The organism is Delftia sp. K82 (genome assembly GCF_002193035.1).
Classification (GTDB): Bacteria; Pseudomonadota; Gammaproteobacteria; order Burkholderiales; family Burkholderiaceae_C; genus Comamonas; species Comamonas acidovorans.
Window position 1 is genome coordinate 639,234 of sequence record NZ_MYFL01000004.1, and the last position, 15,112, is coordinate 654,345.

A 15,112-nucleotide genomic window follows, 5' to 3' on the forward strand; every position below is an offset into this window, starting at 1 on the left:
CTCTAGTCAAGGTCCCAGAACCCTAAACGCCCCAATTGAGCTGCCAGTGACAAGCGCAATGCCCGCCAGTTTGCCATCGCACTGATATGTTGTTCCTGCGCTTTGGCATAGGTCTCCATGGCGTTCAGAACTTCGGTCATGCTGCCTACACCAGACTGATAACGGCCTTGCACGATGTCCATAGCCTGCTTGGATTGATTGACAAGGTCTGAGGTGTGTACAAGGTTTTCTGCTTCCGTGCGGAGACCGTTGTGTTGAGTCCAGACATCCACTGACAATCGCAAGCGCGCAACCTCTGCCTCTTCAGCATAAGTGGCTGCCTGAGCCTTAGCCGCCCGGATCTGATAAGTCTGCTCGAATCCGGAAAACAATGGAATGCTCAGTTGCAGACCTATATTCATATCCTTGCGCCGACTGCCGCGACCATGCACGGAGGAATCCGTGACCCCAAAACTGCTGGTCAGTGCAATCTTTGGCCTAGCCATCGCGCTGGCTTCTTGTATTGCAGCTTGGGCGGCTTTTGTGCGAGCTTCGGCCGCAACAAGGCGGGGATGCTGCTGGCCCGCAAGGCGGATGAGTTCGTCGACCTCAATAATGAAGTCCAATGAAGGCAAAGCTTCGCCATGCTCATCTAGGCGTACGAGAGTATGCGCAGGCAGACCCATGCGAAGCGCCATAGTGCCCAAAGAACTGGACAGCGCGCCTCTTTCCTGGGATACATGCAAACTGGCCTGAGTGTAGGCCGTCTTGGCTCGCAAGCGATCGGACAGGGCTGCCGCACCGGCTTTGTACTTCTCTGCTGCGGCAATATAAGTGTCTTTGGCCAAATCCATTACCTGCTGAGCAGCAGCAAGCCGCTGGTTGCTTGCCTGCGCCGCAAAATACAGCTGAGCGGCACCTAGAAATGCGTTCTGGATGGCCGCGTTCTGATCGGCGTTAGCTGCTGACAGCAATTGATGAGCAGAATCCAGTGCCGCGTCCCGGCGTCCAAAATCGAATAGAACCCAACTCAGGCTGAAGTTGCCCGTACTGTTGTTGCTGTGTATCGCTTCCGCATAGCCATCGTAGCTGCGGTTTGCTGAGCGGCTCAGCCGTGCATCCAGACGCGGTAAATATTCGGACTTGCGCAAACCTAGTTGGGCTGCTCGCATTCGGGCTGTTGACCAAGCTTGCCGAATGGCCGGGTCCTGGCACAGGATTCGTGTGATTGCTTCATGCACGGTCAGCTGTTCCGGCAATTTGCCGATAGGGCAGATGCCCACTCTTGCTGCTGAGACCATTGGTGGAGACATTGCGAGGCCTTCCGTGGAGAACGCATCATATGAAGACATGGCGTACACAGAATTGAGCAGCACTACACCGGCAACGAAGACAAGAAGGCGCAGCTGGTGCACAGTCACTCCCCCTGCTGGTGCCTGCGCTGTATTGCTCGTACTCGCACATCGTTGATCACCCTGCCATGGCCCAATTCGATGACTCTGTCTGCACAGGCAATTGTCTCTGGACGGTGGGCAATCACGATCCGAGTGATATCGAGTGCTTGGATCGCGGCGTTGACCTGCCGTTCGGCTGCCACGTCGAGATGGCTGGTTGCCTCATCGAGGAACAGAATTCGGGGCTTCTTGTACAGCGCGCGCGCCAGCAGTATTCGCTGTTTTTGTCCGCCGGAAAGCACTGTGCCCATGTCTCCAACCAAGGTGTTGTAGCCCATGGGCATGTGTTCGATGTCGCCATGGATTCCTGCGGTGCGCGCGCACTGTCGCATCCATTGCGCGTCTGGTTGAGGATCGAAGAAGCAGATATTCTCTGCAAGGCTTCCCGCAAAAAGCGCGTCGTCTTGCATCACGCAACCGGATAGGCTCCGAAGCACAGATAGGTTCTGTCCGTCGAGCTCATGGCCAGCGATGCGAATGCTCCCTCTTGCCGCTGGCAGCATACCCAACAGCACCTTGAACAACGTACTTTTGCCACAGCCTGATGGACCAATGATTGCCACGGCTTCGCCTGCAGCGATGCTGAAGTTAACGTCATCCAGGATCCAGGGTTCTTGGTCCCCATAGCGATAACCCACAGCTCGAACTTCAATATCTGCCCGATTGTTGCGTTCCTCGGTGACGAGTGCGCAAGCCTCTTCTTCGGGGGGGTGAAGAACAATATCGGCCAGCCTCTCGCTATGTAGCTGCAACATGCGCAGCTCGAAGAGTTGATCAATCAGGCTGCCGACTCGACTGCCGAACTGAGACTTGTAGGAATAGAAGGCCATCAACATGCCTACGCTGAATTGTCCATCCATCACCATGGTTGCGCCTAGCCAAACGACCAGCAGGTTCTCGGCACCAAATAGCAATGCGTTGGCTTGCCCATAAAAAAGTTGTAGCTTCTGAGACTTCAGGCCCGCGTTGATCTGCTCCACGAAGAGGCCCAGCCATATCGACCTTCGCATATCAAGCTTCTGAAATAGCTTCAATGCCTGAATACCTCGCACTGATTCGAGGAAGTGGCTTTGCTGGCGGGCCCCATGAACGATCTGTTCCTCGGTGGCGTTTCGCAGCGGGTAGTACCACGCCCAGCGAATCAGTCCATAGAGCACTATGGTGCAGAAGACCACGGCCGCCAACCGGGGGCTGTATATAAGCATCAACACCAAGGTGGAAAGTGCCATCATTCCATCAAGAATGATCGAGAAAAAGCTTGCGGTCAGGGTTTGCTGTATCTGATCGACGGATCCAAATCGTGAGACTACATCACCAAGGTGGCGCTTCTCGAAGAACTGACTGGGCAGGTGCAGCATATGGCTGAACACGTTGCTCCGCCATTGCAGGCTGAATAGCGTGCCCAGGTATATAAGTGCCCAGGCCCGGGCGGTGCTAATAAAAACCTGTATCAGCAAGACAATCGAAAAACCCAGAATCAGGGTGGCCAGCAGATGTCGATCGTCACCGACAATCGCATTGTCTATGGTCCATTGAAGCAGGAACGGACTGATGAGCGCGATCATCTGCAGTGCCACGCCCATCACTAACACTTGCAGCAGTGAGCGGCGTAATCCGCTGATTTCCCCTATCAAACTAAGTAGCTTGACCTTTGGCTTTTCTTTCTTTTGCTCGAAATCTTTATTCGGCCAAAGTTCCAGAGCAACTCCAGTGAATTTATGCGACAACTCTTCGAGGCTGACTTGGCGAGCTCCGATTGAAGGATCGTGTATTACCGCGCCTCGGGCGCTAACGGATTTCAACACCACAAAATGATCGATATTCCAATGCAGTACACAAGGCACGATCAGTTTTGAAAGCTCATTCAGTTCCAAGCGCACAGCCCGGGTGCCCAAGCGAAAGCGATGCGCAGCCTGAACCACGTGGGCAAGGCTCATTCCCTTAAGTGAAATGCTGACCCGCTGGCGCATTTCCCTTAAATTTACGTTGTGTCCATGATAGCTTGTGATCATTGCCAGACAAGTCAGACCGCACTCAGCGGCTTCTGTCTGCAAGATAATCGGCAAGTGCTTTCCGAAGCGCAGTGCTAGCGTATCTAAAGAAATCATGGTTATTTTGGGAATTTTCCTGAAATGCTGTAAATCGGCTCCAGAATCCACTCGTAGAGACGGCGAGACTCTTGAAGAATATCTGCTTCAAGCAGCATGCCGCTCTGAAGTTCTTGCGCCTTCCCATACGCGGTGACGGCTTGACTATCAAGTTCTACTCGTAGCCGATACAGTGGCTCCGCTACTTCGCCAGAACCTGGGAGCAGGTTGACAGTACTGGAAAAATCGAAAGGTGAAAGGCTCGTGCGAGAGATAGAAGCCAACCTACCCCGGTGGATTCCGAATTTTTGATATGGATAGGCTTGGTAGCGAATATTAACGGGGTCGCCTAGTTTTATAAAACCAATGGCTTTACTTGGTGCATAGAGCTCTGCCACAAGGTATGAGTCCGTTGGAACAATAAGCATCAGGAGCAGGCGTGCATCAATGCTATGGCCAACTTCAGCGAATACCGCGGTTGCCGTGCCTGCCTCTGGTGCGGTAATGACGAAGGCTCGCCTCGCTTCGCTCTCCGTGAGTTCCTGTGTGAGCATCGAAAGTTGTCGGTTGATCTGTGCTAGTTGATTCTTCTGTCGACTGTCAAGCCCTGCGAGTTCATTGGTGCGCTCTACCGCCTGCTGCTCCAAGCTTGTCTGTTCACGACGTAAGCGCTGAAGCACCTGTATTTGACCTAGTTGCTCCGCCTGACGTTGCTGAAATTGATCCTTTGAGATATAGCCTTTGTCCAACAATCCTTGGTATCTCTGAATGGCGTTGTCTGCTAGGGCAAGTAGATTCCGCTGGCTTTTAACCTGCTCCGCTAGCACTGACAGTTCCACGCGAAGGCTTGCAATTTTTCTATTCAATGTTTGCCGCTCCGCGAGATGCAGCTGCAGAAATTTCGTATGCTCGTCAATGAGCGATTCTCGCCTTTGTTCCAGGCTTCGGGTGATTTGAGAAAAAACTGCTACCGCATCTTCACCAAAACGCTCACTGGAGATTTTATAAAGAATATCGCCTTTCTCGACGTATTGCCCCTCCTTTGCATACTTTGCAATAACAACACCTGGTTGTTGAGAAAAAACTCTGATCTGCCCCGTAGCTGGAAGGAGTTGACCTTTAACTGTTGAGTGTCTGGAATAGGTTGAAAATAAAAGAATTATTGCTATCGATAGGAAGGTTGTAATGGAGAATGTCGTTAAAACTGCGAAGGAAAATGGACGAATCATTAAGACATGGCCGTCCAGTTTAAATCTCTTGGAATCAAGAGATTCTTTTCGGAATAATGTCATCTGAGATTATTTTTGCCTTCGTTATTTTAGATGTAATAAAATTTATGAATATTAATTTATTTCTTTGCAAGAAATGTCATGATTATTGGTGTGAAAATGGTTATAAATATGGCTAATATAAATATTTTGCGGTTGCTGGTGATTTTTCTGCGAAGTGAATTCTTGTTTGTTGCTGCGTATATTATTGCTATTACGATAAAAACTATTAAGTTTATGATTGCGAGTAATTTTTGAGTTTCGGTCATGTTGTGTTGGATAATTTTTGCGGTAAATTAATGGCCAATCAGTGAGTTGATTGGCCATTTTTTATCTACTATGCATCACCGTCAAAATCAAAGGCTTTCCCATCGATGAGGCCGTCGCCGATCGCTACTCCTCCCCAATAACTTACCAATCCCGCTCCGAGGAGTCCGATTATTCCAACGGGAGTAGAGACTATTGCGATGCCTAAACCAACACCAGCAAGCCCCGTCCCTACTTCCCCCCAGTCTGCTCCGCCATTTACGACTTCCATCTCTGAAATTACTAGTTCGCGCATTTAATTCTCCAATATCGTTGCTGTGAATTTTGTTTCTGGCTAATCTAAATAAATTATGTCGTTTTCTATTAAATTTTTTATTAGGGATAGTGCTCTTTCTTGAAAATTTGGATCAATATTTCTGATGATTTTTTCTATGCTATCTCCAGGGTTGTTTAAAATTTGTAAAAATATTGATTTGGATATCTCGTCGGAGGAGATTGCTATTCCGTTTGCGTGTATCTTTTTGCTGTGAGGTGAATATAGCGAGGAGTTAAATTTAATTGATCTGGTTAAATATTGAGATGACAGTTTTTTCTTGAAAGTATCTTGGATATTGAATTCTGAGGGAATTCTCTCCTGGCTAATCTGATGGTTTTTGAACTCTTCTATGTTGTCTTGATTGATTAATATGTCTTTAATGAAGTGAATTGATTTTTCTATACCATTTGTGGAATAGTCTTCGTGTTTGATTGTCTTTCGTAATGCGGGGATTTCTGAAAATGTATTAATGCAGGACCATAGTATGTAGTCAACTATGTGAAGTGTGTGAACTCCAACTGCAATGTGAAAAGTCTCCCTATCTTTTATAGGAGCCGCCTCATGCCACCAGCCTCTTGGGATATAGAGTACATCGCCCTCGTTTAGCACACGGTCAAAAACAGGTGTTTTAGGGCATTCATGCTTGAAATTCTTGCTTCTCTGATGTGGGAGTGGCAGGGGAAATGTTGGCTCAAAGATTCTCCATCGTTTCTGTCCAATTAGTTGAACCGCAAACACATCATGAGTATCCCAATGTTTGGAGAATGTTCCTTCTCCGCCGAATGCGGCGTAACCGTTTGCGACAGTCCTCTCTCCAATGAATTTACCGAATCTTCGTGTAATTTCGTTGATCAGAGAGGATTTGGTTTCTATTCGGTTAATTACCAGCGTCGCACCATTGCGCATATATTCATTGAATAAACGCTTTGTGATGCGGGTTTTTCTTATATTGAAATCTATAAAGTTTTCAGTATATTTTTCGATCGGAATTAGTCCATCTTTGAAAATGCTCAGCATCCCATCACTAGGATCTGATGAAAATAGCACTTCATTTATATGATTCCAATCAATTTTATGTGGATATAGTGCATTATGGCAAAAAAGGAAATTCTGCTCAAAATAATTTTCAATAAATTCTTCTCTGGTAATGCCCATGTTCATGGTTTGTAAATATGCTAAATCTTAGAATAATTTCAGCAATTAAAATTAATTTGCTTTATGCGATATGAATTGACGGCAGTAATCTTTTTTACTTAATAAATATAGGTCCTTCTGACGAGGGAAAATCGTGTAAAGGAATTTTGTTAAGACTTATTTTTCAAAATCCGTGACATCTAAGAAGATTGAATTGAAATATTTTTTTGCCAAAAAATAAATAGGGAAGATTCTTAAAATTCACCTGTAAAGAGTAGGATTAATCTTATTTACGAAGTGGTTGCTCAGATTAGTCCTAGAAGATGGTTGAACAAGAAATTCAAGGACTCCCGAATGGTGGAAGTGTGACTCAACGGAGAGTTTTGCTTGGATGTGAGCTCTTCGCTTTGAACTAGAGAACGTATAGAAATCCGCCTGCATGAGAGGGCCATACAACATGCGTATCTGCGCTGAACTTCAACTGGCGACCGGCCTTCATGGGTCCTTTGGCCAATTACTAGCGTACCGGCGGGCAAGATGTTGATGTGCTGCTGCTGCCCGTTAACGCTGGTGAGCGTTCAGGGCCTTGGACTGATCAACAAGTCCTGCGTGCAGCGGGTGTGGATGCCGACGCGTGCTATCCAAAGTGGTGGTGCGTCCCATTGAGGGTACCTAATGGACAAGACCCGGCAATACTTGGGCGAGCCGCCTAGCAATACGGTCTACGCCTTCGCTAGCAGCGCAAATGTGTCGCGCTCTGGCCGGCCGTGCAAATCGGCAGGTATGCCCATCCCAGGCAATTCAATAGCATGCGCTTGGCCGTGTACCCGGCGCTCGAGCTTGGAAAGTGTGCATGGGTCCGTGCGGTCCCAGATTGATTGAGTGCCCGAGCATGCTCGGCTCCACTGCCGCAGTACACGGACCGCACCTTCCGCCAGTTCCCTAAAAAAGAGAACTAGCTGTATTCCCAGCATGCGCGAGTGGAGTGCACCTCAAAGGGAAAAGCCAGGACATCGCACGAATTGGAAGCGAAGGTGAGAATCGCCACCACGTTGAAGGAAAGCCAGGCAATGGGCATGCGCTCACAATGCCGGGCACCCATATGATGGCCGTAGTTAGCTGAAATACTGGACCGCTTGGCGATGGTATCCAAGCCGTGATGTATGACACAAGGCGCAACCGATCTTGGCCGTGCTGCGGTTCTATTGCGCCAGCTGTTGCGCAAGGCTGACTACCGTCCTTGCCCCGCTGCTCCAGCGTCTGCGTGTTCAGACATCGATGATTGCCTGAAGGAAGAAGTGAATTTACAGGGCGGACTCAAGAGCTAGAACATATGTCCGCTCAATCCAGCTTGATGTTGTTGGCCGAGATCACCCGTCCCCACTTGCTGCGCTCGGCGCGCACGAACTGGCCCATCTGGTCGGCGCTGCCGGGCATGGGCTCCACGCCCATGGCGGCCAGGCGTGCCTTGGTGCGGGTGTCGGCCAGGGCCTGCTGCAGCGACTGGCTGAACTTCTTGACCACCTCGGCCGAGCTGCCCGTGGGCACGACGATGCCCTGCCAGGCGTAGCCCTCGAAACCTTTCAGGCCCTGCTCCTGCAGCGTGGCGATCTGGGGCAGAACGTCCACGCGCGCGGGGCTGGCCACGCCGATGGCCTTGAGCTTTTTCTCGCTCAGGAAGGGAATGATGGTGGCGCTGTCGGCCCACATGGCGGGAATCTGGCCGCCGACCACGTCCTGCACGGCCGGGGCGGCGCCACGGTAGGGCACATGGGTCATGTTGCTGATGCCCGCCTGTTCGCGGAACAGTTCGCCCACCAGGTGGTGGGGGCTGCCCAGGCCGGCCGAGCCCCAGCTCACGCCGGTCTTTTGCTGTTTGGCCCAGGCCAGGAATTCGGCGAGGTTGGTGGCGGGCACCTCGTTGTTGACCACCAGCAGCATGGGAAAGCGCACCAGCATGCCCACGGGCTTGAAGTCGCGCTCGGCGTTGTAGTTGAGCTTGCTGAACAGGAAGGGATTGGCCGCCAGCGTGGCGAAGTCGGCCGTGAACATGAGGTTGCCGTAGTCGCGCGAGCGGGCGCTGTACTCGGCCGCGATGTTGGTGCCTGCGCCGGGCTTGTTGTTGATGACGATGACCCGCTCCAGATTGCGGCCCATGGCCTCGGCGATGACGCGGGCGACCACGTCCGAGCCGCCGCCGGCCGCATAGCCGACGACCCATTCCAGGGGCTTGTCCTGTGCCAGGGCGGCAGGCCCTGCGGCCAGGGCCAGGCCCGAGCAGGCCAGTGCGGCCAGAAACTGCTTGCGTTGCATCCTTGTCTCCATGTTGTATGCGGCGCCCTTGTGAGATGTCCGAGTTGTGAGGCGGGCGCCTTTGTGGGGATGGCAGGCCGCCGCACGGGCGGCGGCGCGCGGCTTCAGGCGGCCGCGTGCACCGGGGCGACCGGCGTCACGGCGCCGCGCTCGGCCGGGTCCGCGCCGGCAGGGGCAAGTCCTGCGCTGGCGCGGGCCAGTTCGAGCGCATGCAGCAAGGTGCCCTGGTGGCCAATGTGGTTGGCCAGCAGCAGCACGAGGCGGGCATTGAGGGCATGGCTTTGCGCGGTATCGAGCCCCTGGTGGGTGGCGATCAGGGCTTCGTAGAAATCGTCGCAGGCCTGCAGGTTGGGGTGGGTGGACAGCAGCATGGCGGTCTCCTGTGGATGGGGCGTAAGAGGTTCAGGCCGTGGCGGCGGCGCCGCAGGCTCTTTGGAGAGCGGCGCGCACGCCGGCTTCGTCGGGGCGGCGCCAGCGCGCGCAGACATGCTGGTCAGGCCGCAGCAGGTAGCTGGTGCCGGGGCGTGCATCCAGGCGTTTGGCCGCCAGGCCGCGCGCATCGATGAGGTCGGCGCCGTGCGCATGGGCCTCGCCCTCGGCCGCGATGGACAGGTTGAGCACGCCGGGCAGCGCCTGTGCCCAGGCGGGCGTGGGGCCGAAGTGCAGCAGCGTGAAGTCCGGTCCCAGAGCGCGCAGCAGCCAGGCCGTGCCGTCTGCGCCGGGCCGGCGCATGGGCGCATCGGCCAGCACGGCGCCGGGTAGCTGCGTTCCGTCGAAGGTGTCGGTGTCGGGCGTGTTGAGCGCCGAACCATGCAGCGTGGCCGGCAAGGACAGCCGCCCGCTGTTGACGATGCGGCGCGCGAATTCATGGTCGCGCGCCAGGTCCAGCACGGCGTCGCGGAACAGGCGGCTGATCTCGCTCTTGGGCGTGATGAAGTCGGTGGCGCGCGTGGAGTTGCGGATGTTCTCGTCGGCCGCGTATTCGCGCTCGGCGCCGTAGGTGGCGATCAGCGAGGCATCGGCCTGGCCGCGCAGCACGCGGTCCAGCTTCCAGGCCAAGTTCTCGGCATCCTGCACGCCGCTGTTGGCGCCGCGTGCGCCAAACGGCGAGACGCCGTGGGCGCTGTCGCCCGCAAAGACCACGCGGCCATGGACGAAGCGGTCCATGCGCAGGCAGGCGAAGGTGTAGACGCTGGCCCATTCCAGCTCGAAGGGCGCGTCCTTGCCCAGCAGGGCGCGGATGCGCGGCACGATGTTCTCGGGCTTTTTCTCTTCCTCGGGGTCCGCGTCCCAGCCCAGCTGGAAGTCGATGCGCCAGACATCGTCGGGCTGGCGGTGCAGCAGCACGCTCTGGCCCGGGTGGAAGGGCGGGTCGAACCAGAACCAGCGCTCGGTGGGGAATTCGGCATGCATCTTCACGTCGGCGATCAGGAAGCGGTCGCGGAAGATGCGGCCATGGCTTTCCTGGCCCAGCAGGCCACGCAGCGGCGAGCGCGAGCCGTCGCAGGCCAGGACCCATTGCGCATCGATGCGGTAGCTGCCATCGGGCGTCTCCACGGTCAGCAGCGCGCCCTCGGCCTGCGGCTCCAGCGCCGTGACCTTGCTGTGCCAGCGCAGGTCGATCAGCGGCAGCTGCAGTGCGCGCTCGACCAGGTAGGCCTCGGCGTAGTACTGCTGCAGGTTGATGAAGGCCGGGCGCTCATGGCCGTCCTCGGGCAGCAGGTCGAAGCGGTACAGCGGCTGGTCCTTGAAGAAGACCTTGCCCAGGTTCCAGGACACGCCCTTGTCCACCATGGGCTGGCCCACGCCCAGGCGGTCCCAGATCTCCAGCGTGCGCTTGGAAAAACAGATGGCGCGCGAGCCCGTGGACAGCCGGCAGTCGTTGTCCAGCAGCACCACGCGCTGGCCGCGCTGGGCCAGGTCGATGGCCAGCGACAGGCCCACGGGGCCGGCGCCGACGATGACCACGGGATGCCGGGCGGGCGTGTCCGCACCGGCGTCCTGGTCGGCATGGCGCTCGTAGGGAATGTGGATGGACTGTATGTCTGCGCCGCTGCCGCGCAGCGCTTGCAGGGAGATGGCGGGGTGGGACATGGTGTTCGTCCTCTGGCGTGGGCAGTGTGGAAAAAAGGGCGCAGCCATCCCCGCCGGCGCGCCAGGGCGCCGGGTCACGGACGGGTGCGATGGGCGGGCGTGCCGGTGTTCAGGCCCGGACGCCGCCGTGCATCAGCCTTCGAGCGCCAGCCACATCTGGCGGTCGCGCTCGGCGGTCCAGATGCGCGGGTCGGCGTGGCCCGATGCCTCGTCATAGGCGCGGGTCACATCGAAGGGCATGCAGTGGTTGAAGATCACCCACTGGCCGTACTTGGGCTGCAGCTTGGCGAAGGCGGCCTCGTAGACCTTGCGCAGGTCCTGCTGGGCATCGGCGCCGGCCTTGACCTCGGTCCACAGGTCGCTGATGAAGTCGCGCGTGCCGGCCAGGCCGGCCTGCACCTCGGCCGGCGTCTGCAGCGCGGCGCCCCGGCCGGGCACGAGCTTTTCGGGCTGCAGGGCGGCGATGGCGTCCAGCGTGTGCGGCCAGTCCTGGAAGTAGGCGTCGCCCGCATAGGGCGTGGCACCGAACTCCACCAGGTCGCCGCTGAACAGCACCTTGTCCTGGGGCAGCCAGACCACGGTGTCGCCCTTGGTGTGGCCGCGGCCCAGCTGCAGGATCTGCACCTCGAGCTTGCCCAGCCACAGCGTCATCTTGCCGGTGAAGGTGAGGGTGGGCCAGGTCATGCCGTCGGGCACGCTTTCCACGTTCTGGAACAGGCGCGGGAAGCGGCCGATCTCGCTGGCCTTGTCCTGCTCGCCGCGCTCCACGATGAGGTCATAGGTGTCCTGGCTGGCAATGATGTGCTCGGCGCCTTCCGCGAAGAAGGCCGAGGCGCCCAGCACGCGCACCGCGTGGTAGTGCGAGAGGGTGACGTACTTGATGGGCTTGTCCGTGACCTCGCGGATGCGGCGGATCACGTCCTGGGCCATGACGGGCGTGGCCTGGGTGTCGATCACCATCACGGCGTCGTCGCCAATGATGATGCCGGTGTTGGGGTCGCCTTCGGCCGTGTAGGCATAGGCGTGCTCGGAGAGCTTGTCGAAGCTGACCTGCTTGATTTCGAGGTCGGCGGCGGAGGCAAAGGTCTTGGTGGTCATGGGCATCCTGTTTTTGAGATGGACAAATGCATTTGTTTTTATCGAATGCCTGAATGCTAGGGAAAAATTCAACATTGAACAATTCATTTGACATAGTGAAAAACCCTCGGAGCCGCAAACTTCGGGTTCCAGCCTTCACAATGCCTGCCATGTCCGATGCCGCCTCCTCCCCGAACGACCCCGTCTTCCCCTCCGACAGCGCCGATGACGAGCCCGCGCGCGGCCCGCGCGGCATCCAGAGCGTGGAGGTCGGCGGCCAGCTGCTCAAGGCGCTGGCGCGCACGGGCCGGCGCATGGCGCTGAAGGATCTGGCGCGCGAGGCCGGCATGACGGCGGCCAAGGCCCATCCCTACCTGGTGAGCTTCTGCAAGCTGGGCCTGATGGAGCAGGACCGCGCCAGCGGCCACTACGGCCTGGGGCCGCTGGCCATACAGATGGGGCTGATCAGCCTGCAGCAGGCCGATCCCGTGCGCCTGGCGATTGCCGAGCTGCCCGCGCTGGCGCAGGAGGTGGGCAGCACGGTGTCGATTGCCATGTGGAGCGGCCAGGGCCCGACCATCATCCGCGTGGAAGAGGGGCCCACCCATGTCTATGTGGCCATGCGCCACGGCACGCCCGCATCGCTGCGCCACACGGCCACGGGCAAGATCTTTGCGGCCTTTGGCGAGCCCGGGCGCATCGCGCCGCTGCTGGACGCGGAAGGCCACAGCCTGGAGGAGCCCGCCTTTGCAAAGGAGCTGGCCGCCATCCGCGCCAGCCGCCTGAGCCGGGTCGAGAACCAGCTGCTGTCAGGCGTGAGCGCGCTGGCCGTGCCGGTGTTCGACGGCTTTGGCCAGCTGGTGCTGGCCATTGCCGCCATCGGCCCTTCGGCCACGCTGGATCTGGACCCGCAGGGCCGGCCGGCCCTGTTGCTGCAGGCCCAGGCGCGCAGTCTGTCCCAGCGCCTGGGAGCGCCGGCCCAGGCCTGAGCCCGTCGCTTGCTGCGGCTCAGTTGGTGAGCAGCAACTGATCCCGGGCAGGCGCACGCCCTTCCAGCGTGAAGCCGGCCACCGTGCGCGACAGGTGGTGGGCCTGCTCGTTGAGCACGGACGATGCGGCGGTGGACTCCTCCACCAGCGCGGCGTTCTGCTGCGTGGCGCGGTCCATGTCGGCCACGGCCTGGTTGATCTGGCCGATGCCCACGCTCTGCTCGGTCATGGCGCCGTTGATCTCGACAATGATCTGGGAGACGCGCTGGATGCCGTCCACGATCTCGCCCATGGTCTGGCCGGCCGCGCGCACGCGGTCCGTGCCCATGGCCACGCTGGCGCCCGAGGCGTCGATCAGGGTCTTGATCTCCTTGGCGGCCGCCGCGCTGCGGTGGGCCAGGCTGCGTACTTCTGCCGCCACCACGGCAAAGCCCCGGCCCTGCTCACCCGCGCGGGCTGCCTCGACGGCGGCATTGAGCGCCAGGATGTTGGTCTGGAAGGCGATGGCGTCGATGACGCCGATGATCTCGCCGATCTTGGACGAGGCCCTGGAGATGTCGTCCATGGTGCTCACGGCGCTGCCCACCACGTCGCCGCCCTTGGTGGCCGAGCTGCTGGCCGACTGGGCCAGGCGCGTGGCCATGGCGGCCGCCTCGGCCGACTGGCGCACATTGGCCGTCAGCTGCGACAGCGAGGCCGAGGTCTCCTGCAGGCTGCTGGCCGAGGACTCGGTGCGGTTGGACAGGTCCAGGTTGCCCAGCTTGATCTCGTCGGTGGCGGTCTTCATGGACTCCACGCCGTTGCGCACATCCTTGAGCACGGTGCCGATCTGCTCGACGAAGCCGTTGAAGGACGAGGCGATCTGCGCCACTTCGTCATTGCCCGACACCGGCAGGCGCTGCGTCAGGTCGCCGCCGCCCGAGCCGATCTTGTCCATGGCGTCGCGCACCTGCGACAGGCGCCGGAAGGACTGGGCCGTCAGCGCCGCCGCCACGGCCGTGGCCAGGCAGGCCAGCAGCACGATGGCAATGGCCAGCGTCTTGAGCACGCTTTGCAGGCCGGTCGTGGCCTCGGCCTTGTCCAGCGCCACCACCAGCAGCCAGTCCGTGCCCTGCACGGGGCGGGCCTTGAGCAGCTTGGCGCTGCCGCCCAGGTTCACTTCCAGCGGTGCCGTGGCGCTGGCCAGCGCGGTAAGCGCGGCAGGCGTCAGCAGCTCCGAGAGGTCGGAGGTGGGCTTGAGCAGCAGCTTGGCATCGGCATGCGCCAGCACCTGGCCGTCACGGCTGACCACAAAGCCCAGGCTGCCGGGCGTGGGGCGGATGGCGGAGACCACCTCGCGCACGCCCTCCAGCGGCACGGCGCCGCTGATCACGCCCTGCAGCGCGCCGCCGCGCAGCATGGGCGCCACGAAGGCCACATAGGGCACGCCCGTGGTGGAGTCGCCATAGGGCTTGGTCAGCGTCAGCTTGCCGGCCTGCACGGCGCTCTTGTACCAGGGGCGGGCCGTGGGGTCGTAGTCGGGCGGGGTGCTGGTGGTGGACTTGAAGGTCTTGTCCTGCCAGCCCACCGTGGTGATGGGAAAGCCGCTGGCCTGGCCCATGTGGGCGGCAAAGCCCTGCGGGTCGCCATGCTCGATCACGGCGGCGGCGGCGCTGACGGCGCGTGCCTTGGAGGCCACCCACTGGTCGATGGCCATGGTGTTGCCTGCGGTGATGGCGTCCAGATCCTGTTCGATGGTCTGGAACGTGCTGCCGCGGACGATGTGGTACGTGGCGGCCCCCGTGATGGCAAGGGCGCCGACCACGGTGGCTGTGCTGATGGCAAGAATCTTGGAGCGAAGGGTCTGGAGCATGGCGCGGCAAGGGAGGGCTGAGGACTCCGCAAGCCGCGATGGCCGGGCATGCGGCCCTGTCATTAACGCACAATTTGTTTCATTTTTGACGACATGCCAACCCTGTGGTGGCGTGCACCAACTTGCGCACAACACCTGTCATAGAGGCATTTGCTGCAGTGCACCATTGCAGTGCGACGTGACATGTTGCTGTAACGCAACCGTCGCGGGACTTTCATGGCGGCTTTCCACAATGGCGGCACGCAGGCAAACCGAGTGGCACAGGCAGGTCACCGACTGCGT

General features: G+C 58.3%; 11 protein-coding genes. 1 reads left to right on the forward strand and 10 read right to left on the reverse strand.

Features of this window, described 5'->3' with window-relative positions; genetic code table 11:
- Positions 1 to 2 precede the first annotated feature (2 nt).
- The 9 genes from KDK82_RS26340 to KDK82_RS26380 form a co-directional block, all read right to left on the reverse strand.
- Positions 3 to 1,394: a TolC family protein gene (locus KDK82_RS26340; protein ID WP_088166645.1), complete on the reverse strand. Its 1,392-nt coding sequence runs from the start codon at positions 1,392 to 1,394 to the stop codon at positions 3 to 5.
- Between the two features lie 2 nt (positions 1,395 to 1,396).
- A complete protein-coding gene (locus KDK82_RS26345) occupies positions 1,397 to 3,541 on the reverse strand; it encodes a peptidase domain-containing ABC transporter (RefSeq protein WP_088166646.1) in 2,145 nt (714 codons plus the stop codon).
- 2 nt (positions 3,542 to 3,543) lie between these two features.
- Positions 3,544 to 4,812, reverse strand: coding sequence for an HlyD family secretion protein (locus tag KDK82_RS26350; RefSeq protein ID WP_088166647.1), 1,269 nt, complete (start codon positions 4,810 to 4,812; stop codon positions 3,544 to 3,546).
- Between the two features lie 313 nt (positions 4,813 to 5,125).
- On the reverse strand, positions 5,126 to 5,350 hold the full coding sequence (locus tag KDK82_RS26355; RefSeq protein ID WP_088166648.1) for a hypothetical protein: 225 nt from the start codon (positions 5,348 to 5,350) through the stop codon (positions 5,126 to 5,128).
- 39 nt (positions 5,351 to 5,389) lie between these two features.
- Complete coding sequence (locus tag KDK82_RS26360; protein WP_088166649.1) at positions 5,390 to 6,532, reverse strand: cupin domain-containing protein; 1,143 nt, start codon at positions 6,530 to 6,532, stop codon at positions 5,390 to 5,392.
- A 1,314-nt stretch (positions 6,533 to 7,846) separates the two neighbouring features.
- Positions 7,847 to 8,818, reverse strand: a complete 972-nt coding sequence (locus KDK82_RS26365) for a tripartite tricarboxylate transporter substrate binding protein (RefSeq protein ID WP_088166650.1) — start codon at positions 8,816 to 8,818, stop codon at positions 7,847 to 7,849.
- A 104-nt stretch (positions 8,819 to 8,922) separates the two neighbouring features.
- A complete protein-coding gene (locus tag KDK82_RS26370; RefSeq protein ID WP_013800326.1) occupies positions 8,923 to 9,189 on the reverse strand; it encodes a DUF2783 domain-containing protein in 267 nt (88 codons plus the stop codon).
- 31 nt (positions 9,190 to 9,220) lie between these two features.
- Positions 9,221 to 10,912 carry an FAD-dependent oxidoreductase gene (locus KDK82_RS26375; RefSeq protein WP_088166651.1) on the reverse strand — a complete coding sequence of 564 codons (1,692 nt, stop codon included), beginning with the start codon at positions 10,910 to 10,912 and terminating at the stop codon, positions 9,221 to 9,223.
- 132 nt (positions 10,913 to 11,044) lie between these two features.
- Positions 11,045 to 12,010, reverse strand: a complete 966-nt coding sequence (locus KDK82_RS26380; RefSeq protein WP_013800328.1) for an MBL fold metallo-hydrolase — start codon at positions 12,008 to 12,010, stop codon at positions 11,045 to 11,047.
- A 149-nt stretch (positions 12,011 to 12,159) separates the two neighbouring features.
- Between KDK82_RS26380 and KDK82_RS26385 the strand changes: the two genes are divergently transcribed.
- Positions 12,160 to 12,978, forward strand: coding sequence for an IclR family transcriptional regulator (locus tag KDK82_RS26385; protein ID WP_170962106.1), 819 nt, complete (start codon positions 12,160 to 12,162; stop codon positions 12,976 to 12,978).
- Between the two features lie 19 nt (positions 12,979 to 12,997).
- Here KDK82_RS26385 and KDK82_RS26390 read toward each other — a convergent pair whose 3' ends face one another.
- Positions 12,998 to 14,830, reverse strand: a complete 1,833-nt coding sequence (locus KDK82_RS26390; protein ID WP_088166652.1) for a methyl-accepting chemotaxis protein — start codon at positions 14,828 to 14,830, stop codon at positions 12,998 to 13,000.
- Positions 14,831 to 15,112 lie beyond the last annotated feature (282 nt).